The organism is Paraburkholderia sp. GV068 (assembly GCF_003058125.1).
Taxonomy (GTDB): Bacteria; Pseudomonadota; Gammaproteobacteria; order Burkholderiales; family Burkholderiaceae; genus Paraburkholderia; species Paraburkholderia graminis.
Map to the genome: position 1 here is coordinate 25570 of NZ_QBUB01000015.1, position 21731 is coordinate 47300.

The following is a 21731-nucleotide window of genomic DNA, read 5'->3' on the forward strand; positions in this document are numbered from 1 at the left end:
GGCGCGGGCAACATCAAAAACATCAGAACGCGATATTCGTCCGCACACCCACGACGAACGTGTTGCGCAGCGGCTTCGTCGGATCGTTCGGATTTTGCCCGGCGCCCGCGTTGAACGTGTATTGCGCATCCGCCTGCAGCATCCACCAGGGAGCGATCTGATACTGGTAGGTCGCTTCGAGCGCGGTTTCGCTGGTGCGCACGCCGTACGGGCCGCCGCTAAATGCCAGGTTATCCTGATCGATTCCGCGCGTGTGGCTGCCGATCTTGATATACGTCAGCGCAAGGCCCGCGCTATCGTTGTCGCGGCCCGCGAACGGCGCTTTCAGCACGACGCCGAGATTCGCCGCGAGGCTCACGAGATTGCGGTCGCCCGGCGCACCCATGACACGCGCGAATATGCCGAGGCTGCGTGCCTCGCCGGGATTCGGCCGCCAGATGGTCTGATCGGCCACCGCATAGAAGCTGTAATCGCCGCGATGGTTCGCCGCAACCCCGGTGGACGCAGGACTCGCGAGCGACACTCCGTTGCTGTCGTAGCGCGGGTCCGCGAAGGGGCCGTTGTTGTACCAGAGCCCGATCTTGTAGGTGCCCGGCAGGCCGCCTCGGGTTGCGCCTGGCGCTGCGCCTGGCGCCGCGGCGGCGTCGCTATCGGCCGGTTGATTGATCGCATACTGCAGCTCGCCGATGAACAGCGTCCCGTTATGCAGATTGAAGTTCGTGCCGCTGCGGTTGTTCGGGTTGTTGCCGAGCGGATCGCCGTCGAACACGCCGGCGAGCGCCGTCAACGAAGGCGTGATCTGTCCGCGCACGCGCACGCCGAGCGCAGACAGCGGATACGCGGGGCCGCCGGACGGCATGTCGTACGAGGGCAGTGCGGGCCACCCGAACATCGTGTTGATGAATAGCGCCGAGTACGTGCTGGAGATGAATTCCTGATCGATACTCTGCTGACCGATTTTCACGTCGACGCGTTTGTTCAGGAACGACTGCTGATACCACAGCTCCCACAGGCGCGTGCTGGCATCCGCTTCGATGCCGCTCGCGGTGTTCAAAGTGCCCAGCTTGTCGGTGCTGAGATTGCGGCCGTGAATCTGCAATGCGCTGACGTTGAACTGGCCGCCTCGCAGGCCGAAGGCTTTTTCGGTGTCGAGTTGCAAGGTCGCGGTCGTCAGGCCGTCGTACGCGACGCCGCGCGCCAGTCCGCCGCGCAGGTTGCCGAGCAGTTCGCTCGTTTCCGTGAGCGCGAACGTCACGCCGTATTGGCCGAGCCACGGACGCAAGCCGCCCATGTCGCCGAATAGCTGGTCGCGGTTCCAGAGACCGGTTTCGTTGGCCGGCGTTTTGTTCGCATCCGCGCCGCTCGCTTCGCTTGCGTCGCGCGTGGCGTCGGAACTGGTTTGCGCCATTGCCGCGCCGCAAACGGAAGCCCACGCGAGCGCCACATACAACGCCGCGTGGCGCAGCGAAAAAAGGCGCGGGCGCCGGCCGGTCGCGCCGCTCGACCGTGCGAACTCACGGCCTGCACGCAGCAGCGCAACGCGTCGAAGGGAGGATGCGAGCTTCATCGAAAGCCTTTAATGTTGTTATCGACTGCCGGGCATTTTTGCGCGGTTAAATGGCTGTTTAACGCGTGCGTCGACGCATCGGTTCGCGCGACTTGCGGAATGGGCGTGATCGTACCGACGCAGCCTGGGGGCGTCAACGAGACGGGCCGACGCACGGCAAGCTGACAAATTGATGAATTCGCGCGAACGCGCGGAGACGGCGTTTGTCGAACCGCACGAGATTTCCGCAGCCCACTTACAAGGACTTACATGATGAAGAAGCGCACCCTCCTGATTTCGTTGCTGGCGAGTGCTGGCCTTTTCGCAAGCGGCGCCGCGAACGCACAACTGAATCTGAAGCAGTTCGGCATTGGCGGCGGAGACAGCTCCGCGGATGCCGGCGCCGCCGCATCTCCCGGCGGGCTCTCGCAGTTGTTGCAGACCTACGTGGGCGCGAATCAGCAAGTGCTGAGCGGACAGTCCACGCTTGCGTCCGCGATGGGTCTGAGCGGCGCGGCCGGCCAGGCGCAGCAGGCAGCCGGCTTGCTAAGCAGTGGGGGCACGCCGTCGGTCAGTCAGTTGACGCAGGTCGGCAGCACGCAGCAGTCGCTGTCGCAAACGCTCACGCAGGCTTTCGCGAGCCGCGCAGGCGGTGCGAGCGGCGCATCGCAAACGCCGGTGAACAAGCAGGCGTTCACCGACGGGTTGTCGTCGCTCGCCAAAGGCGTTAGCCAGTATTCGAGCATGCAGTCGGGGCTCGGCAGCATCGGGCAGATGAACCCTTCGTCGCTGTTGCAGGCCGGGATGAATCCGCAGACGATGCAAAGCGCGTCGTATATCGCGCAGTCGGCGCCGGGGCAATTGCAATCGCTGATGTCCACGCTCAGTTCCGCGGTACAGTTTGCGTCGAGCCAGGGAATCAGCGTGCCGTCGATCGCGAGGTCGGCGCTCGGCGGGCAATGAGCGCGCAGTGAGGCGCGCAGTAACACCCCATAAGCCACGAACGGATCACCAATGTCACACACATTGAATCTCGACAACTACTTCGCGCGCATCGGCTATGCGGGCCCACGCGCGCCGACGCTCGAGGTGCTGCAGGCCATTCACCGTCTGCATCCACGGGCCATTCCGTTTGAAAACCTGAATCCGCTCACGCGCCGCGCGGTGAAGCTCGACCTCGAATCCGTCGAAACAAAACTCGTCGACGATCATCGCGGCGGCTATTGCTTCGAACAGAACACGCTGCTCGCGAATGTGCTGCAGGAGTTGGGCTTTCGCGTGACGCCGCTGATAGGGCGCGTGCTGTGGGGCCGCGAGCCCGACGCGGTGACGCCGCGCACGCACATGGTGCTGCGTATCGATCTGGATAACGAAGCATGGATCGCGGACGTGGGTCTCGGCAGCGTCACGCTGACGTCGCCGCTGCGGCTGTCTCCAGGTCTCGCGCAGCGCACGGACCTCGGCATCTTCCGGCTCGCGGACGCGTCGCGCGACGCGCTCTACCTCGAAGTGCAGGCACGCGATGAAAGCTGGTCGCGCGCGTATCGCTTCGACTTGCATCCGGTCGAGTGGATCGATTACGAAACCTCGAACTGGTACACGTCGACGTCGCCGGAAGCGATCTTCGCGAGCAATCTGATCGTATGCCGCGTGTTGTCCGGGACGCGGCTCACGCTGCTCAACGACCAGGTGAACGAACGCGCGGCAGACGGCAGCCTCATCGGCGAGCAGCGCCTTGCGAGCGCGGACGAACTCGCGGCCTGTTTGCGCGAGCGCTTCGGTCTGAACACGGGGGACATCGACATCGCAGATATTTTCGAGCGCGTGCGCACTCGGGCCGATTCGGCGTGAGCGCGGCACAAGGCCATGCCATGATTGCGCGCCTCGTCGTCCAGACCGTGCTGTGGCTCGCGGGCATGGGCGTGCTGCTGTTTGGCGCGGCCGGCACGCTCGCGTGGCCGGCGGCGTGGTGGTATCTGATCGAACTCGGCGTATTGAGCTTGTGGATCGGCGTGTGGCTCGCAGGCCATGATCCCGGCCTGCTCGCCGAGCGCCTCGCGCCGTTCGTGCAGCAACAGCAAAGCCGCTGGGACCGGCTCTTCATGATCGGCGTGGCGTGCGTGTGGTGCGGCTGGCTGATCGTGATAGGACTCGACGCGATGCGCTTTCACTGGTCCGCGCCGCTGCCCGTCGCGCTGGTGAGCCTCGGCTCGCTTTGCGTGGCGCTTTGCATTTTCATGTGCCGCTTCGTGTTCGAAGCGAACAGCTATGCGGCGCCCGTCGTGAAGATCCAGTCGAGCCGCGGTCACAAGGTGATCGACAGCGGTCCCTACGCGCGCGTGCGTCATCCGATGTATTCGGCGGCGCTGCTGTTGTTCGTCGGCACGCCGTTGCTGCTCGGCTCATGGTGGGGTCTCGCGTTCGTTCCTCTCATGACGATCGGGCTCGGCTGGCGCGCGGTGCGCGAAGAGCGTGTGCTCGCCGAACAACTCGACGGCTATACGGAGTACATGACGCGCGTGCGTTTTCGCTTCGTTCCTCTCATCTGGTAGACGCGCAAAGCCGCCGCACATTTGCGGCGCATGCGTGAACCTGTCTAGACAAAACGCACCACACGCGAGCATGAATTAATCTCGCCGCGCGCTCGCCGTTCTTCGATCATGTCTGTGGAAGCCCCGTCCTGTCAGGGCGCCTAGGGGCTTACCCGATGATTCGCGCGATTTCGCATGAATCCCCTTGCGACTGCTTTTTGACTCGGGCAGACTTGTCTATACAAATTCAGCGGCAGTAAACATTCGGCTCGACGGTTCCCCCCATCAAGGAGTTTCGACGTGAAAGTGAAACGCACGACGGCAGCAAAAGCATTGATCGGCGCCGTGTTCGGCGCCGCGGCAATTTTCGCGGCACCGGCGCAAGCCAAAGACTGGAAGACGGTGACGATCGCGCTCGAAGGCGGCTACGCACCGTGGAACCTGACGTTGCCCGGCGGCAAGCTCGGCGGCTTCGAACCGGAACTCGTCGCCAATCTTTGCGAGCGCATCAAGCTGCAATGCAACCTGGTCGCGCAAGACTGGGACGGCATGATTCCGGGCCTGCAAGCAGGCAAGTTCGACGTGCTGATGGACGCCATCTCGATCACGCCGGAGCGCGAGAAGATCATCGCGTTCTCGAAGCCGTATGCGGCCACGCCCGCAACCTTCGCCGTCGCTGATACCAAAGTGCTGCCAAAGGCCCCGCCTGGCGCCGCCGTCGTCAAACTCTCGGGCGATGCTAAAGCCGATCAGCCGACTGTCGACGCGCTGCGCAAGCAGTTGAAGGGCAAGACGATTGGCATCCAGTCCGGCACCGTCTACACGAAGTTCATCAACGAAGGCTTCAAGGACATCGCCACGATCCGCGTGTACAAGACCTCGCCGGAGCGCGATCTCGATCTGGCGAACGGCCGCATCGACGCATCGTTCGACGACGTCACGTATTACGCGGCGAACGTCGACAAGAAAGAAACCGCGTCGATTTCGATGGCCGGTCCGAAGATCGGCGGCCCGATCTGGGGCCCGGGCGAAGGCCTCGCGTTCCGCAAGCAGGACGCCGACCTGAAGGCGAAATTCGACACCGCGATCAGCGCGGCGCTCGCCGACGGCACGGTCAAGAAGCTCTCCGCCAAGTGGTTCAAGACCGACGTGACGCCCTGATTCACGAGGCGTCGAACGAATGCGGCACGTGCGGGCGCGAGCTCGTGCGTGCGGCTGTTTCGTGCGGCTGTTGCATCGGCCGTCATGAATGAGAGGTAGGCAATGGCTCTGATACAGATGCTCGGCTTCGGGCCGGAAGGCTGGGGCGGCGTATTGCTGCTCGCGGCGTTGATGACCGTCGCGCTCACGCTGGCCGCGCTCGCGGTCGGCGCCGTGTTCGGTGCGTTGATCGCGGCGGCCAAGCTGTCGCGTCTTCGCGTGTTGCGCGTGATCGGCGAAACCTATACGACGGTGTTTCGCGGCGTGCCCGAACTGCTCGTCATCTATCTGTTCTATTTCGGCGGCTCGACGCTCGTGACCACGGTCGGCCAGTGGTTCGGCGCCGAGGGCTTTGTCGGCGTGCCGCCGTTTGTCATCGGCGCGCTTGCTGTCGGCATGATTTCCGGCGCGTATCAGGCCGAGGTGTATCGCTCGGCGGTGCTCGCGGTGTCGCGCGGCGAACTCGAAGCGGCGCGTTCCATCGGCATGCCGACGCTGACCATGGCGCGCCGCATCCTCATTCCGCAAGTGCTGCGTTTCGCGTTGCCGGGCATCGGCAATGTGTGGCAACTGAGCCTGAAGGACTCCGCGCTGATCTCGGTGACGGGTCTCGCCGAACTGCTGCGCACGAGTCAGGTGGCGGCCGGCTCCACGCATCAATACTTCACGTTCTTCGTGGTGGGCGGCGCGCTGTATCTGCTGATGACCAGCATCTCGAACCGGGTCTTCAACCGCGCCGAGGCGCGCGTGGGCCGGTCCTTCAAGCGCAACTTCGCGCGCAACTGACGGCGGCCGCATCATGAATTTCGACTTCGACTTCCTGCTCGACACGATCCGGCAATTGCTCGCGGCCGTGCCGACCACGCTCGGGCTTTTCTTCTGCTCGCTGGTTCTCGGCGGACTGCTCTCGCTCGTGATCGTCACGATGCGCGTGTCGCCGCACTGGCTGCCGAATCGTTTTGCACGCGCTTATATTCTCGTGTTCCGCGGCTCGCCGCTCCTGATCCAGATGTTCCTCGTGTACTACGGCATGGGTCAGTTCGGCGTAATTCGCGAGAGCTTTCTGTGGCCGGTGCTGCGCGAGCCGTATATGTGCGCGGTGTTGTCGCTTGCGCTGTGCACGGCGGGCTATACCGCTGAGATCATTCGCGGCGGCCTGATGGCCGTTCCCGTCGGGCAGATCGAAGCCGGCTATTCGATTGGCCTGTCGGGTTTCGCACTGCTGCGCCGCGTGATCGGCCCGATTGCATTACGCCAGTGTTTGCCGGCGTATTCGACGGAAGCGGTGCTGCTCGTCAAATCGACCGCGCTCGCGAGCCTCGTCACCGTGTGGGAAGTGACGGGCGTCGCGCAGCAGATCATTCAGCAAACGTATCGCACGACGGAAGTGTTCATCTGCGCCGCGCTGATCTATCTGTTCCTGAACTTCGTCATCGTGCGCGCGCTCAGCATGCTTGAGACGCGTCTGTCGCGGCATCTGCGCGCGGCGCCGAAGTCTGCCGCGCCGAGCCGCCCCGTGTCTGCCACCACCGAAGCACGCCGCGCCGCGCCTTAAGCGCCGCCATTCCGGATGAACCTGGAGAATTCCATGAACGCTACGGCACCCGTTGCACTGTCGGTCAAGAACATTCATAAATCGTTCGGCGATCATCATGTGCTCAAAGGCATTTCGCTCGACGCTCATCAAGGCGACGTGATTTCGATTCTCGGCGCGAGCGGCTCGGGCAAAAGCACGTTTCTGCGCTGCCTGAACCTGCTCGAAACACCGGACGACGGCTCAGTCGCGCTCGCCGGCGAAGAACTGAAAATGAAACGCCGCGGCGACGGCAAGCTGCAACCGAGCGACCGCCGCCAGGTGGATCGCGTGCGCTCGCAACTCGGCATGGTGTTCCAGAACTTCAATCTCTGGTCGCATATGACGGTGCTCGAAAACCTGATCGAAGGACCGATGCGCGTACTCAAACGCAGCCGCGCGGAGTCCGTCGAAGAAGCCGAGGCGCTCCTTGCGAAAGTCGGTCTCGCGGAAAAGCGCGGCCACTATCCGGCGCATCTGTCGGGTGGCCAGCAGCAACGCGTGGCGATTGCGCGCGCGCTCGCCATGCATCCGAAAGTCATGCTGTTCGACGAGCCGACTTCGGCGCTCGATCCCGAACTCGTCGGCGAAGTATTGCGCGTGATGCGCTCGCTTGCCGAGGAAGGCCGCACGATGCTGGTCGTCACGCATGAAATGGGTTTTGCGCGTCACGTATCGAACCGCGTGATGTTCCTGCATCAAGGGCAAGTGGAAGCGGACGGTACGCCCGACGAAGTATTCGTCGACTGCAAGTCCGAGCGCTTCCGGCAATTCGTGTCGAGTCACCACGACCGCACGACGAACTGAGCGGCGCATCGTCGGCACGTCGCTGCATCGGCATCCGCATCACACACGTAAGTTATCGCGCAAGGCAACATCATGGCCGTGATCCGTTCCGATCGTCCTCTCGACTGGACCCAGGTGGCGGCGGTCGCCGCCGGCGAACCGCTCGAACTTTCCGCCGACGCCCGCGCGCGCATCGCGGCGGCGCGCATGCTCGTCGAGCAGATCGTCGAGCGCGGCATTCGCGCGTATGGCGTGAACACCGGAGTCGGCGCGCTGTGCGACGTGATCGTGTCGCCAAGCGAGCAGCGCACGCTGTCGCGCAACATTCTGATGAGCCACGCGGTCGGCGTCGGCGCGCCGCTCGGCGTGGCTGAAACGCGCGCGATCATGGCCGCCGCGGTCAACAACTTCGCGCATGGACACTCGGGCATTCGCCTTGAAGTGGCCGATCAACTCGTGACCTTGCTCAACGCCGATTGCTTGCCCGAAGTGCCCGCGTTCGGCTCGGTCGGTTATCTGAGTCATATGGCGCATATCGCGCTGGTGTGCATCGGCGAGGGTTATGTGCGCTATCGCGGCGAGCGTCTGACGGGCCGCGACGCGCTGCGTCTGCTCGGCCGCGAGCCGCTCGTGCTCGAAGCGAAAGAGGGGCTTAGCCTCGTCAACGGTACGCCTTGCGTGACGGGGCTGGCGGCGCTGGCGCTCGCACGCGCGGTGCGGCTGCTCGATTGGACGGATGTGGTCGCGGCAATGAGCTTCGAGAATCTGCGCGGCCAGCTCGTTGCATTCGACGAAGACTCGCTTGCGTTGCGCGTGTCGCCCGGTCTGAATCTGGTGGGCGAACGCATGCGCACGGCGCTCGCCGACAGCGGCATTCTGGCGGCGGTGGTCGGGCAGCGCACGCAAGACCCGCTTTCGATGCGCACCATTCCTCACGTGCACGGCGCGGCGCGCGACGTGCTGACCGCGACCGCCGACGTGGTCAATCGCGAACTCGCGTCGATCACCGACAACCCGATCGTCGCCGGCACGCCCGAAGCGCCGCGCGTGTATTCGCAGGCGCATGCGGTGGGCGCATCCATTGCGCTCGCGATGGACAGCCTCGCCACCGCGATCGCCCAGGTCGCCGCGATGGCGGAACGGCGGCTCGATCGCCTCGTCAATCCGCTCGTGAGCGGCTTGCCCGCGTTCCTCGCGGAGCCTGGCGGCACGTGTTCAGGCTTCATGATCGCGCAGTACACGGCGGCCTCGCTGGTCGCGCAGAACCGGCGCCTTGCGTTGCCCGCGAGTCTCGACGGCGGCATCACGTCGGGCTTGCAGGAAGACCACCTGTGCCACGCAACGCCCGCTGCGCTGAAGGCGCTGGAGATCGTCGATAACGCGGGGCGCATCGTCGCCATCGAATTGCTGGCCGCCGCGCAAGCCTACGATCTGCAAGCCACCGACGCGCCGCGTGCGCCGCATACGGAAGCGCTGTGGCAACGCGTGCGGCAGATCGTGCCGACGTATCGCGACGACCGTCCTCTCGCCGACGACATGAGCGTCGCATTCCGCATGATCGCCGGCGAGGCGCCGCCGCCGTTGCCGAGTCCGGGTAAGATGAGGCCGCGCCATATAACACCTGGTGGGGGCGCGGAGTTCGTTGCGGGCGCATCGATTGCGAGCCTCGCCGCGGCGGCGACATTTCCCGCGGCAGCGAACAGCGGGAGCAACATAAACAGCATGAACAGCCCACTGAACGCAGCACGCGTCGCCTGAAATAAAAACCGCTGGCGCGCGGGCTTACCCGCCGGCGAGCCACAGACGTCGTGCGGACGTACAAGCGGTACGACGGCTACGACCCCCAACCCACTCACGAGGTCGGAGTGAACACAGTCACGAATAATCAGAAAGAAGGCCGGCAGCCGGCGCAGCCAGGCGCGCACAGCGGCGGCACTTCTCAGCGTGCCGCTTGCAAGGAGACCCCGGCGAAAGCGATGCCCGCCTACGAACAGATCAAGCGTTATGTGATCCGGCGCATCAGCGAGGGCGACTGGAAGCCGGGCGGGTTGATCCCTTCGGAAACCGAACTGGTGAAGGAGTTTGGCGTCGCGCGTATGACCGTGTCGCGCGCGCTGCGCGAGCTGACCGCCGAACGCGTGCTGACGCGCGTGCAAGGTTCAGGCACGTTCGTCGCGCCGCAGCGGTACGAATCGACCGTGCTGGAAATCCGCAACATCGCCGACGAAATCGCCGCGCGCGGTCATCGTCATGCGGCGCGCGTGCTGACGCTCGAACCGAGCGACGATCCGCACGCGCTCGAAGCGCTCGGCCTTACGAGCGGCCCGGCGTTTCACTCGTGCATCGTCCATAGCGAGGAGAGCGAGCCGATCCAGTACGAGGACCGCTACGTCAATCCGAAGGTGTTCCCCGAGTATCTGCAACAGGACTTCAGCGTCGAGACGCCCAATCACTACATGGTGCGGCTCGCGCCGATTCAGCGCGCGGAATTCCGCATCTACGCGCAAAAGCCGGACGCGTATGTGCGGCGTCATCTGTCGATGGAAATCGGCGAGCCGTGTCTGCTGCTGTGGCGTCGTACGTGGGTCGGCGACGATGTCGCGACGTCCGTGCAGCTATGGCATCCGGCGTCGCGTTTTCATCTGGCGGGGAATGTCTAGCCGGCAAGCGGCGCTATAAGCTGCATCGCGTCAGCCTTGCCGTTGCGACATATCCGGCGAGAAGCGGCAGCCGAGCCGGTAACGCGATCCAGGGTGCACGAATCGCGCGAAGGTGACGGCCACGCCGCTCGTCCATGTGCGGCGCACGAGCGTGAGGCACGGTTCTTCCGCGCGAATGTCGAGCAGTTCCGCTTCCGCGGGAGTGGGCAGCCCGGCGTCGACAATATGTTCGACGTCGTGCGCGGGCACCGTTTCGTACAGATATTCCGACGGCCTGATCGCCGAGAAATCCTGTTGCAGAAAATCCGGCGCGATGATCGGGTTCACGTAGCGATCCTCCAACTGCACCGGCAGACCGTTCTCGCGATGCACGCAAATCACATGAAACACCGAAGCGCCAGGCGCGAGGCCTAACGCATTCGATACCACGGCGGATGCGGTCTCGCGTTGCAAAAGCACGGTACGGTAGCTGTATTCGTGTCCGCGTGAACGAATTTCGTCGCCGATATGCGCGATCATCAGCAGCGTGGATTGCGGCCTCGCTTGTGCGACGAAGGTGCCCACGCCCGATACGCGCGTGACGAGCCCTTCGTGCGCGAGTTCGCGCAGCGCGCGATTCACCGTCATGCGCGACACGCCGAGCGTCGCGACGAGATCGAGTTCGGAAGGAAGACGTTCGCCGGCCTGACGCGCGCCCGATTCGATGATGCCGCGAATGTGATGCTTGACCTGTTCGTAGCGCGCAGCCGGCGCATGTTCGGCGGCGCGCGCATTTTTAGCCGCGTCGGCTAGCGGCCGCTCATCGGCATGGTGACGCTTGCTGCGAAGCATGGCGGACATCGGCGGCCCCTTTTCACGGTTCGCGCAATGCGCTTGGCGCAGTGCGCGCGCTCATAGCGCTTCAGCGTCGGCGTCGTCGGGGCCGCGCGCCCAGAAAGCGTTGCGGTCGAAGTAGTTTTGCAGGAACTGCCGCAAGCGCGGTTGCCCGGCGTCGTGAAAGACCTCGCGCGGTTTGCCCTGCACGGCGATGCGTCCTTCGTCGATGAACACGACTTTGTCCGCGACCTGCGCGGCAAAACCCATTTCGTGTGTGACGACCGCCATCGTCATGCCGTCGCGCGCGAGTTGCTTCATCACTTGCAGTACCTCGCCGACCAGTTCGGGATCGAGCGCGGACGTGGGCTCGTCGAAGAGCATGATGTGCGGCTCCATCGCGAGCGCGCGTGCGATTGCCACGCGCTGCTGCTGACCGCCCGAAAGCTTCGCCGGATACGCGTCGCCTTTGTGCGAAAGGCCCACGGTTTCCAGCATCGTATTCGCGCGGCGGCGCGCTTCGTTGTGCGACAGGCGCTGCACTCGCAAAAGCGCTTCCATCACGTTGCCGAGCGCCGTCATGTGCGGCCACAGGTTGAACTGCTGAAACACCATGCCGACGTTGCGCCGCACGCGGTTGATGTCCGCTTGCGACGCGCGCACACGCTTGCCGTTGCGCTCGCTGTAGCCGAGCAGTTCGCCTTCGATACGCACGTCGCAGTGATCGTAGGTTTCGAGCGCGGCGAGGCAGCGCAGCAGCGTGCTTTTTCCAGAGCCCGAAGGACCGATGATGCACACCACTTCCGAGCGCGCAATCTCGAGATCGACACCGCGCAGCACTTCGACCTCGCCGAAGCGTTTGCGCAGATCGCGCACCTCGATCAACGGTGCGCCGCGTTGAGACTGCGCGACAGTAGACGCAGAAGAGGGCATGTCGGCGATGGCGTTCATGATGTGGTCCGTTTCCTTTATGCCATGAAACGGGCGATGCGGGCTTCGGCCCACATGCCCGCGCGCGAAGTCAGTTCGACGAGCGCGAGATAGCACACGCAGAGCATCAGCAGCGTTTCGACGAAAGCAAAGGTCGCCGAGCCGATGCCCGTCAGCACGAATGTCAGCTCGGGCACTGTGACGATCGAGAGCACCGCGGTCTCCTTGCTCAACACGATGATGAGATTCGTGAGCGCGGGCACGATCAGCACCAGCATTTGCGGCATCTGGATGCGCAGCACCGCTTGCATGCGCGTCAAGCCGAGACACGAGGCGGCCTCCAAATGACCCGGCGGCACCGATTCGAATCCCGAACGAAACGCTTCCGCGAAATAGGCGCTGCCATAGAGGCCGAGTCCGAGCACGCCGGCTGTCATCGGTTCGAGCGTGAGGCCGAACGACGGGCCGCCGTAGTACAGCAGAAACAGTTGCACGAGAAACGGCGTACCGCGAAATAGCTCGATATACACACGCAACAGCGCGCGCACCCAGCGTCCGCAAAAGAGTTGCAGCACCGCGATCACGAAGCCGATCAGCATGCCGATAACGACGCCCGCGGCCCATGTGCCGAGCGTCGTCGCGAGACCCGCGGCAATCGGCTGAAGATTGTGCGTGATGACGGTGGGATCGAACTGTTGCATCGCATGGGCTCCGGTCGATCAGGCGTGCTTCAGCCGATACTCGGCGGCATGCGCAACGAGTGCGAGCGCGCCGCAAATCACGAAGTAAATGAGGCCGGCGGCGACGTACGCTTCGAGCGGTCTGTAGGTGCTCGCCGCGAGGTTCTGCGCGGTGCGCGTCAACTCCGCGACGCCGACCACCGAGATCAGCGACGAAGCCTTGATCAGCAGCACCATTTCGTTGACGAGCGAAGGCAACGTCAGACGGAATGCCTGCGGCACGAGAATGCGCCGTAGTGTGTCGAACGGCGAAAGGCCGAGCATGCGCGCGGCCTCGATATGACCTGGCGGAATGCTGAGAAAACCGCCGCGCAGAATTTCAGCGATATACGACGCCGAGCACAGCGACACGGCGCTGATCGCGGCCACGAGCGGCGATACGTTGATGCCCGCGAACGGCAGCAGGTAGTACACGAGCAGCAGTTGCACGAGCATCGGCACGCCGCGAAAGAAGAACACGTACGCACCGCCGAAGCGGCGCGCGGCGCGATTCGGCGAGAGCCGCGCCGCGCACACGCCGACCGCGACGAAGAAGCCGATGAAAAGCCCCGTCAGCGAAACGCCGATGGTCGCGAGCGCCGCATGCAACAACAGCGGCATGCCCTGAACGAAGACGGTCGTGCTGAACATGAGCGTCGCCCTCGCTGATGTGCGGTCAATGTGCGTTTAAACGCGCCTGTCGAGCACGCGTCAATAATTTGGCGTCGGCATCGTGGTCGGTGCGTCCATCGCCACGCCGAACCATTTCTTCTGCAACGCGGCGAGGCGTCCGTCGCCGTGCATCTTCACGAGTGCGGCGTTGAAGGCGTCGGCGAGCGGCTTGCTGTCCGCGTCCTTGCGCAGGCAGTACGCGAAGTACACTTTCGCGCCGAACGGCGGTTGCACCACCGCGAACGTTTCGGGGCGCTGCTTCGCCACATACGCGATGTTGGTCATCGAGTTTGCGACCGCCGCAATGCGGCCGGCGGCGAGGTCCGCATAAGCCTGATTGTTGTCGACGTACTCGCGGATTTCAGGCGGTTTCGGCAAGGTGGCGACGTACGCCTTCAACTGGTCGAGTTGCGCCGAGCCCTTGCCCGCGCCCACGGTTTTACCCGCAATATCCGACGATTGCTTGAGCGCCGAATCGTTCGCGCGCTTGAGCAGCGCGTCGGTGGCGTCCGCGATGGGCAGCGTGTACGTGTAGCGCTCCATGCGTGCCTTGGTCACGGTGATCGGACCGCCGACCATATCGAACTTGCCTGCTTCGAGACCGGGCAACACGCTCGGCCACGGCAGGTCGATGAAACGCACCTTCACGCCGAGTTCCTTGCCGACCTCGGCAAAGAGATCCTTGTTAAAGCCCGCTTGCTGACCGTTTTCGAGGAAGTCGAAAGGCGCGAACTGCATCTCCGTGCCGACCACGAGCTCGCCGGCTTTCTTCACTTTGGCGAGCTGGTCTTCCGCATAAGCGCTGACGCTTGCCGCGCACAACGCCAACATGACCAGACGACACTTCCAGCCTGCAAGGATGCTCATGAGATTCTCCAGTGGGCACAGCGCGGGTCGTACGAGCGACGCGAAACGCGCCGCAGAAGATCGGCGCGGCGCAAGTCATGCGAGGCAGTATATACCGCAGTTTTCGCGCAAAATAAATAAACGCGCGAGTAGAGAAAAGCCCTTACGCGCAGCGCCGCGAGTTCACTTGCGGGTGCGCTTTTGGCGGTATATACCACTGCAATGGCGATGGCGCCCCCGGCTAAGGCGCCCCCGGCTAAGGCGCCCCCGGCTATGGCGCCCCCGCAATTCGTCGGACCTTCTCACGGAGTAACGCGATGCCTGTGACCCGCATTCCGCTCGTCGACTTTGCCGGCGTTCGCGCGGGCGACCCGCATGCGTTGCAAAGCGTGGCGCGCGAAATCCGCGACGCGTGCACGACCATCGGCTTCTTCTACATCGTCAATCACGGCGTGCCGCAAGCGACCATCGACGCCGCCGCACAGGCCGCGCGAACCTTCTTCGCGTTTCCGGTGGAGACGAAGCGGCGCGCGGCGGTCAATCATCGGCATCGCGGTTTCAATGCGCTTGGCGACGCGACCATGTATCAGGCGAAACGCCCCGATTACAAGGAGTTTTTCAGCATCGGACTCGAGTTGCCCGAGGACGATCCCGATGTGCTCGCGGGCCAGGCGCTGCGCGGCCCGAACAATTGGCCCGACTTCATGCCCGAGTTGCGTCCCGCGCTGTACGGCTACTATGAAGCAGTGGGCGCATGCGGCGCCGATCTGCTGCGTGCGGTCGCGGTGAGCCTCGGCGTCGACGAACATTTTTTTGCGCCGCGTTATACGAAGCGGATGCAGCGCACGCAAATGGTCTACTATCCGCCGCAGCCACCACAGTCCGATGAAGATCAATTCGGCGTCGCGCCGCATACCGATTACGGCTGCATCACATTGCTATGGCAGGATCAGGTGGGCGGATTGCAGGTGCGTGAAATTGCCAACGATACCTGGATCGATGCGCCTCCTGTGGAAGGCAGCTTTGTGGTGAACGTCGGCGATCTGCTCGCGCGCTGGACCAACGACCGTTTTCGTTCGACGCTGCATCGCGTGATCAATACTTCGGGACGCGAGCGTTATTCGATCGCGACGTTCTACGATCCGACGTACGGCGCGATGGTCGATCCGCGCGAACTGGGCGCGAGTGCGGACGACGTCAAATATCAGCCGGTGGCCGCGGGCGATTACATTCTCGGGCGCATCAACGATTCGATGGGTTATCGGAAGAAGCAAAACCAGGAAACGCTGCATGACACAAAGCGATAACGCGCGTCACGACATGAATCACGACACGCAGCCGCAACCCTGCACGGCGCCGCTTGCCGCCACGCTCGACGTGCTGCGTGCCGCGCTCGGCGACGATGCGGTGCGCGTCGGCGAACAGATCGGCGAACGCGCGATGACCGACTGGACGCGCCACGATCCGACGCGTCCCGCAGCGTTGCTGCTGCCGCGCACCACAGACGAAGTCTCGCGCGCGCTCGCCATTTGCCACGCGGCGCATCAACCTGTGGTGCCGCAAGGCGGCATGACGGGGCTTGCGGGCGGCGCGATTGCACGCGCGACGGACATCGCGTTGTCGCTGGAACGACTGAGCGGCGTCGAGGAAATCGATGCGGCTTCGGCCACGCTGACCGTGCGCGCCGGAACGACATTGCAGAGCGCGCAGGAAGCCGCTGCCGAAGCGGGCTTCGAACTCGCGCTCGATCTCGGCGCGCGCGGCTCGTGTCAGATCGGCGGCAATCTCGCGACTAACGCGGGCGGCAATCGCGTGATTCAGTCGGGCACCGCGCGTGACCAGGTGCTCGGTCTCGAAGTCGTGCTCGCCAATGGCGACGTGCTGAGTTCGCTCGGCAAGATGGTCAAGAACAATACCGGCTACGACCTGAAACACTGGTTCATCGGTTCGGAGGGCACGCTTGGCGTGATCACGCGCGCGGTGTTGCGGCTTCATCCGCAACGCGCCGCGCGTCATACGGCGCTCGTCGCGCTCGACGGCTACGATGCGGCGGTGAATCTGCTGCGCCGTTTGTCGACGCGCTTCGGCAACGACATCGGCGCATTCGAAATCATGTGGCCGGACTTCTACGATTTTGGCGTCAAGCTGACGGGCACGCGTTCGCCGTTCGACGGCGCGTATCCGCTCTACGCGCTGATCGAACACGCCAGCTTCGATTCGAGCGACGACGGCGAGCGCTTTGCTGAAGCGCTGACCGGCGCACTCGAAGAAGGCGCGATCCGCGACGCGGTGATCGCGCAGTCGGTGGCCGACGCGCGCGCGTTGTGGGCGATCCGCGAATGCACGGCCGAATTTCCCGTGCGGCTCGACGCGATCAACTTCGATGTGAGCCTGCCGATCAGCGTGATCGGCGACTTTGTCGAGCGTTGCCGCGCGGCGCTCGACGAACGCTGGCCCGGCAACGAATCCTATTTCTTCGGCCATATCGGCGATTCGAACCTGCACGTCACCGTGGACGGCCATTCGATTCCCGGCGTCGATCATCACGCGGTGTACGCGTTCGTTTATGAAATGCTCGGGCCGCTGCACGGTTCTGTGTCGGCGGAACACGGCATTGGTCTGCTCAAGCGCGAGTTCCTGCCGATCTCGCGCTCGCCCGCCGAACTCGCGGCGATGCGGGCGATCAAGCATGCGCTCGATCCGCACGGCATCCTGAATCCGGGCAAGCTGTTCTAGCGAGCGCGAACTCAGTGCGCGTTCAGATAGCGCGCGATAGTCGGATAAACATCGCGCGCGGCGTTCTTGCCGAAGATGCAGTCGATGTGTCCATAGCCCGCAATCAGATGCCGCTCATAAGGTTGCTCGGGAAACGCGTTGACCAACATCTCATAGGTGAGCGCGGTGCTTTGCGGCACATAGGTTTCATTGCAGTCGCCATGAATGAAACCGATCGGAATGCGCATGCCCGCAAGCCCCTTCATGCCGCGCGCGCCGCGCAGATAGACGTCGTCGCCGTCGGCGTCGACGACCTTGCCGGCGCGCACCATCGCGGCCAGATGCTTGAACACGCCGACGTCATGCACGCCGAGCAGTTCCTGCAGATTCGAATGAAGCGTCTCGCTCACCTGCGCGTGCTCGTATAGCAGACCGTACATGAAGGTCGCGCGATGGCAGATCGGGTTGCCGCAACCCTCGTCATGATCGACGGGATAGAGCCGCAGCGCTTCGTCGTAGAGATTGTGCGGCCACCTTTTGTCCTTCGTATAGGCGGTCAGATCGGTCACGCCGAGATGCTGCATGATGTCCGGAATGTGCAGACCCGCCTTGATTCTGGCGAGCGTGCCGGGCACCGGATGCACGGCGACCTGCGAAATCACCGCTGAACGCACCCCTTCGAGTCCCGCCATCAGCGACATGCTCAACGCGAGGCCGCCCATGCAGTGACCGAGCGCCTGGATGCCGCTCGCGCCCGTCACCTCGCGAATCTTTGCGACGGCTGCGGGAATATCCTCGAGCGCGACTTTATCGACGTTGGTCGGCACGAGCACGCTCGGCATTTCGATGCTCACGCGCAGATCGACGAGCCACACGTCGTAGTTCGCGGCGCACAGATATTCGACGAGATTGGTGCCGATCAGATCCGTCGAATAGATGCGGCTCGACACGCCCGAGCCGTGAATCAGCAGCACGGGGCGCGCGTTCTTGCGCGCAGGATCGACATAGCGCGTGAGGCGCAAGCGCGTACCGTCCGGCGTATCGAAGAAGAACATTTGCGGCGCGGGCGCGCGCAACGCACGCTTCATACGCGGCTCCGCGGCGGGATCGTGATACTGCAAAGGCGCGGCCACGCCGCCGTATTCGCTGAACAGCACGCCCGCGAAGAACTTGCCGAACTTCAGCGTCCATTCGAGACGTGTCTTCAGATCGGGTGCGTTGGTGACTTCGAGCGTGCGCTGCTGCTTGAGGAAATTTTCCGGTGTGATGATGAGCGTCGCGCTGCCGATCGCCGGCGCGTCGGCTTGGGGCGCGGCGAAAATCTGCGCGTATAGCGTGTTCGTTTGCTCCCACAGTTCGAGAGGCGACGTGCGCGTGATGATCTTCTGCCCGCTCAGATAATACGTTTTGCCTTCCGCCGAGTTGAGCGTCATTCGATAATTCATGTTGCGCTCGTCCACGTCCTGCGGGTCGGCCACGAACAGATTGAAGGTGCCGTCCGTGATCGTCATCGGCTGCGAGGAAAGGGCGGGGCAGGTTAGCGTTCCGGCGGTCTTTGCCATATGGTTGGGATCGCTAAGCATTGTCGCGAGGTCGTCGGATTCAACGGTCAGCGTGAACGCCATCGGGCTCGCGGCGTCCTTGCTCGCGCCGGTCGGCGTGTAATGGCCGACCATCGTTTCGGTAAAGCGCAAGCCGATCTTTTGCGCGGGCGGTGTGTCGGCGGTGCCTTTCGAATCGTAGTCGATGCTCCAGCCGTGCGACGCCGCAAGCAGCGCGCAATTGCGCTCGGCGAGCGCGGAGATCGTCCACAACGGATTGACGCCGAGCGACATGGGCATGACGGCGCCGTCCATCACGTAGAGGCCGTCATGCACGCCGGTGCCGGTCGTGCCGCTGAAAACGCGGCCCAGGTGATCGACCACGCCATGCTCCGCATCCTCGCCCATCCCGCAGCCGCCGAGCGGATGCACTGTCACCGTTCGATTGCCGAAGATGTCGTTTGAAATCGGATCGCGCAGGTATTTGCCGCCGAGCGGCGCTGTCGCCTGCTTCAGCGTCTGCTCGACGGTTTCGTAAATCGGCTGCTTGCCGGCGTTTTCCCACGCGATGCGCGGCCGGCCTTTGTCGTTCACGCTGATCTGCCCGCTCTCGTCGTCGTGCGCCATCACGAGATAGCTTTGCGTGTGATTGAGCGCGCCGCGATACGGACCGTGCAGGAAGCCTTCGACCACGCGCGCGTCGTATTCGAGTTGCTGGTCCACGGTGCGCGGCCCCGAAACATCCACGCCCGCGAGCGGCGCGGCCGCACCGAGCATGCCGACGAGCGCGGCGCCCACAGGTCCGGCGAGCGAGCCTTCCTCGATCACGAAACCGTCCCTGACGTCCGCGGTATTGCGATGATCGATCAGGCCCGTGATGGTCGGACCGACCGGCGGAATATCGCGGTCCACATGCGCGCCCCAGCCGACGCCGTTGATCGTGTCATTGGTGTTGTACGCGAACGCGAGCACGTCGCCATTGCCGGTGAAGTGCTGACCGAGCATGTCCGACACGCTCAAGCCTTCATTGCGCGAACGCAATAGCAACGCGGTCGAGCCGATCGTTCCCGCCGACACGATCACGATGTCCGCACTGACGAAGAGATCCGGCGCGTCGTAGCTTTCGCGCCCCAAGCGCACGAGCTGATAGCCGACCTGCCACTTCTGCGTATCGACGTTGCGCACAACCGAATGAACCGCGGCGCCCGTAAAAATCTGCGCGCCGTGAGCGACGGCGTCGGGCAGATAATTCATGTGCGTCGAGTTCTTCGCGTCGTAGTTGCAGCCGGAGTTGCAGTCGCCGCATCCGGTGCAGGCTTTTTGCGCGACGCCGGCCGCGTTCGTGCGATCCTCGAAGGTGACGGTTATCGGCGGCGTGCTGAAGCGGTCGCCCATGCCGAGCGCCTCGGCGGATTTGGCGAGCGCGAGCAGCTTCGGCAACTCGCGAAAGCGGCTCGGCACCGGCGCAGGTTGCAACATGTCCCACGCGCGTTGATAGCCCTTGTCGCGTCCGGTCTGATCGCCGCGCAGCGCAGCGGGCCAGCGTGTGTCGTCCCACAGGCGCGAATCGATTTTCAGCGCGACGTTCGCGTTGATCAGCGACGTGCCGCCGAGCCCGCAGCCGACCACCGCGTTGACGTCGTCGTTCACATGCACTTCGAGCAGCGCGAGCGGCGAGCCGATCTGCGCGAGCGGCGTGTTGTACTGGATCTGCTCCGCGCCCTGAAACGGCGTGCGCGGGTATTCGCCGGCCATGAATTCGCGTCCGCGTTCGAGCACGCAGACGCTGCGGCCCGCGCGCGCCATGCGGCTCGCCGCGATCGCACCGCCATAACCGGAACCGATCACGACCACTTCGTAATGCGACTTCATCGCCGTCACGGCGCTCGATAAGCGGTTCATACGCGACCACCTCGTCAGGAATCGGTGCAGGGAAGGGAACCGGGCGTCGGAAGAAAGACGGCGCGCTGCCGCGGCTTTTTTATCGTAGGCGGTGCGCGCCGACAAAAAAAGGCGCATCTGTGCGATGCGCCCAAAGGAGTCCCCTGTGCCTCTGTGATTTCCCCATTACTATTGTTGAGCCCGTTGTTGTTGAGTCCGCTCATGCGGCTTTTTACGTGTTCTTTTTGTGTCGATGCTGCAGCCTGTCATGCGGCCGCTTCATTCATTTCGCTATCGATCGACTCGGCCGCGAGCAGATTCAGCGCCAGCAGAATCGCACTGCGATTGTCGATGTCGATCTCGATCCCGAGCACGTCCGTGAGCCAGCGGCCGATCTTCGTATTGGAAAAATCGTCGGCAGTGGCCGTCTTTTTCATGGTGACGCCGAGTTTGACGGCGCGATAGTGATACGAGGGCACCCGATGCGAAGCCGCAACCGCCGACAGTCCGCCTTTGCCTTCCGAGCACCAGCCGAGGCTGCCGGCCAGCACGATCCGTTCGGGCTCGTCGAGACTTTCGATAAAAGCGCGCGCCGCGTGCCGTACCCGTTGTTCGTCGAGCCCGTATTGCAGCAGCACGCTTTGCACGGGGTCTTCCAATGCCTGGGCGTGCAGATCGATTTCCTGCGCCATGCCGTCGGTTTCCATCGACACATTGCGTTGATGCCCCGCGCTGCGCAGGCAGTCGATCAGATAGCGGCGGAAATACGCGCACAGTGCGTAGCCATTGGACGGCGCGCTGTCGGCGCACGCATGCGTTTCGGTGTGGCCGGGCGCGAGGCGCAGAACCTTGGAATAAATGAACTGCGCAACCAGTTCTTCCTTATCTTCGCCGAGTGCCTGCAGTTCCAGCGGATGGTAAGTCCGCAACGCCCGCTTGACGAGTTCGACCATCGACACCATTTCGTCGGCGGACAACTGCGTGCGGCGGCGCCACAGATCGGGCAGGATCGCGTCGTCGAGATTGCGGACGAACTCGTGGCTCGGAACTGCGCCCATGAAAGCCTCCATTAGGGTTAGGCGAGGGTAAGGCGAGAAGCGCGGCGAGCCCGGAATGCAGGCGAAAGGCGGAAGGAAGAATCGTTGCGGCCGCGCCAGGTAGTGAGGCCAGTATGGTCGTCGGCGGCGGCTTCGCCTATATGGATTAAGTGTTAGCTGATGGGTAAACTGCCGGGTAAACCATCCGGCAGCACGCCCCTGATTCGTCTGATAAGAAAGCGGCGGCCGCGCGCCGCTGCATTGCAGTAGAACCGTGCAAG

Annotated in this window: 19 protein-coding genes; 11 read left to right on the plus strand and 8 right to left on the minus strand. The window is 63.7% G+C overall.

The window, feature by feature from the left end; translation table 11 throughout:
• Window positions 1-22 precede the first annotated feature (22 nt).
• A complete protein-coding gene (locus C8K18_RS26085) occupies window positions 23-1567 on the minus strand; it encodes a carbohydrate porin (RefSeq protein ID WP_107710410.1) in 1545 nt (514 codons plus the stop codon).
• Between the two features lie 252 nt (window positions 1568-1819).
• On the opposite strand from C8K18_RS26085, the gene C8K18_RS26090 reads away from it, so the two are divergent.
• The 9 genes from C8K18_RS26090 to hutC (C8K18_RS26130) all read left to right on the plus strand — a co-directional run bounded on the left by C8K18_RS26090 (window position 1820) and on the right by hutC (C8K18_RS26130) (window position 10296).
• The gene (locus C8K18_RS26090) at window positions 1820-2509 is read left to right on the plus strand and encodes a hypothetical protein (RefSeq protein ID WP_107710434.1); all 690 of its coding nucleotides are present in this window, start codon (window positions 1820-1822) and stop codon (window positions 2507-2509) included.
• Window positions 2510-2560: 51 nt separating this feature from the next.
• On the plus strand, window positions 2561-3397 hold the full coding sequence (locus C8K18_RS26095) for an arylamine N-acetyltransferase (protein WP_107710409.1): 837 nt from the start codon (window positions 2561-2563) through the stop codon (window positions 3395-3397).
• A gap of 20 nt (window positions 3398-3417) precedes the next feature.
• Window positions 3418-4098 (plus strand): isoprenylcysteine carboxylmethyltransferase family protein, encoded by a 681-nt coding sequence (locus C8K18_RS26100; protein WP_107710433.1) that lies wholly within the window; start codon window positions 3418-3420, stop codon window positions 4096-4098.
• Between the two features lie 279 nt (window positions 4099-4377).
• Window positions 4378-5238, plus strand: coding sequence for a transporter substrate-binding domain-containing protein (locus C8K18_RS26105; RefSeq protein ID WP_006052368.1), 861 nt, complete (start codon window positions 4378-4380; stop codon window positions 5236-5238).
• A 102-nt stretch (window positions 5239-5340) separates the two neighbouring features.
• Window positions 5341-6063, plus strand: coding sequence for an ABC transporter permease (locus C8K18_RS26110; protein WP_006052367.1), 723 nt, complete (start codon window positions 5341-5343; stop codon window positions 6061-6063).
• A gap of 13 nt (window positions 6064-6076) precedes the next feature.
• The gene (locus C8K18_RS26115; RefSeq protein WP_006052366.1) at window positions 6077-6832 is read left to right on the plus strand and encodes an ABC transporter permease; all 756 of its coding nucleotides are present in this window, start codon (window positions 6077-6079) and stop codon (window positions 6830-6832) included.
• Window positions 6833-6865: 33 nt separating this feature from the next.
• Window positions 6866-7657 (plus strand): ABC transporter ATP-binding protein, encoded by a 792-nt coding sequence (locus tag C8K18_RS26120; RefSeq protein ID WP_006052365.1) that lies wholly within the window; start codon window positions 6866-6868, stop codon window positions 7655-7657.
• Between the two features lie 72 nt (window positions 7658-7729).
• On the plus strand, window positions 7730-9394 hold the full coding sequence (gene hutH, locus C8K18_RS26125) for a histidine ammonia-lyase (protein ID WP_107710408.1): 1665 nt from the start codon (window positions 7730-7732) through the stop codon (window positions 9392-9394).
• 218 nt (window positions 9395-9612) lie between these two features.
• A complete protein-coding gene (gene hutC / locus C8K18_RS26130) occupies window positions 9613-10296 on the plus strand; it encodes a histidine utilization repressor (protein ID WP_107710432.1) in 684 nt (227 codons plus the stop codon).
• A gap of 30 nt (window positions 10297-10326) precedes the next feature.
• Here the strand turns inward: hutC (C8K18_RS26130) and hutC (C8K18_RS26135) are convergent, their stop codons facing one another.
• The 5 genes from hutC (C8K18_RS26135) to C8K18_RS26155 are packed head-to-tail and all read right to left on the minus strand — an operon-like array spanning window position 10327 to window position 14297.
• Window positions 10327-11136 (minus strand): histidine utilization repressor, encoded by an 810-nt coding sequence (hutC, locus tag C8K18_RS26135; protein WP_107710407.1) that lies wholly within the window; start codon window positions 11134-11136, stop codon window positions 10327-10329.
• A gap of 51 nt (window positions 11137-11187) precedes the next feature.
• Window positions 11188-12060, minus strand: coding sequence for an amino acid ABC transporter ATP-binding protein (locus tag C8K18_RS26140; RefSeq protein ID WP_107710405.1), 873 nt, complete (start codon window positions 12058-12060; stop codon window positions 11188-11190).
• Between the two features lie 17 nt (window positions 12061-12077).
• Window positions 12078-12740 carry an amino acid ABC transporter permease gene (locus C8K18_RS26145; RefSeq protein ID WP_006052360.1) on the minus strand — a complete coding sequence of 221 codons (663 nt, stop codon included), beginning with the start codon at window positions 12738-12740 and terminating at the stop codon, window positions 12078-12080.
• An 18-nt stretch (window positions 12741-12758) separates the two neighbouring features.
• Window positions 12759-13409 carry an amino acid ABC transporter permease gene (locus C8K18_RS26150; RefSeq protein ID WP_006052359.1) on the minus strand — a complete coding sequence of 217 codons (651 nt, stop codon included), beginning with the start codon at window positions 13407-13409 and terminating at the stop codon, window positions 12759-12761.
• Between the two features lie 60 nt (window positions 13410-13469).
• A complete protein-coding gene (locus tag C8K18_RS26155; RefSeq protein ID WP_006052358.1) occupies window positions 13470-14297 on the minus strand; it encodes a transporter substrate-binding domain-containing protein in 828 nt (275 codons plus the stop codon).
• 296 nt (window positions 14298-14593) lie between these two features.
• Between C8K18_RS26155 and C8K18_RS26160 the strand changes: the two genes are divergently transcribed.
• Both C8K18_RS26160 and C8K18_RS26165 read left to right on the plus strand, forming a co-directional pair.
• Complete coding sequence (locus tag C8K18_RS26160; protein WP_107710403.1) at window positions 14594-15583, plus strand: isopenicillin N synthase family oxygenase; 990 nt, start codon at window positions 14594-14596, stop codon at window positions 15581-15583.
• A gap of 13 nt (window positions 15584-15596) precedes the next feature.
• Window positions 15597-17012 carry an FAD-binding oxidoreductase gene (locus C8K18_RS26165; protein ID WP_107710431.1) on the plus strand — a complete coding sequence of 472 codons (1416 nt, stop codon included), beginning with the start codon at window positions 15597-15599 and terminating at the stop codon, window positions 17010-17012.
• Between the two features lie 11 nt (window positions 17013-17023).
• On the opposite strand, the gene C8K18_RS26170 is transcribed toward C8K18_RS26165, so the two are convergent.
• Window positions 17024-20434: an alpha/beta fold hydrolase gene (locus C8K18_RS26170; protein ID WP_107710401.1), complete on the minus strand. Its 3411-nt coding sequence runs from the start codon at window positions 20432-20434 to the stop codon at window positions 17024-17026.
• A 245-nt stretch (window positions 20435-20679) separates the two neighbouring features.
• Complete coding sequence (locus C8K18_RS26175; RefSeq protein ID WP_029971779.1) at window positions 20680-21471, minus strand: hypothetical protein; 792 nt, start codon at window positions 21469-21471, stop codon at window positions 20680-20682.
• Window positions 21472-21731: the final 260 nt, after the last annotated feature.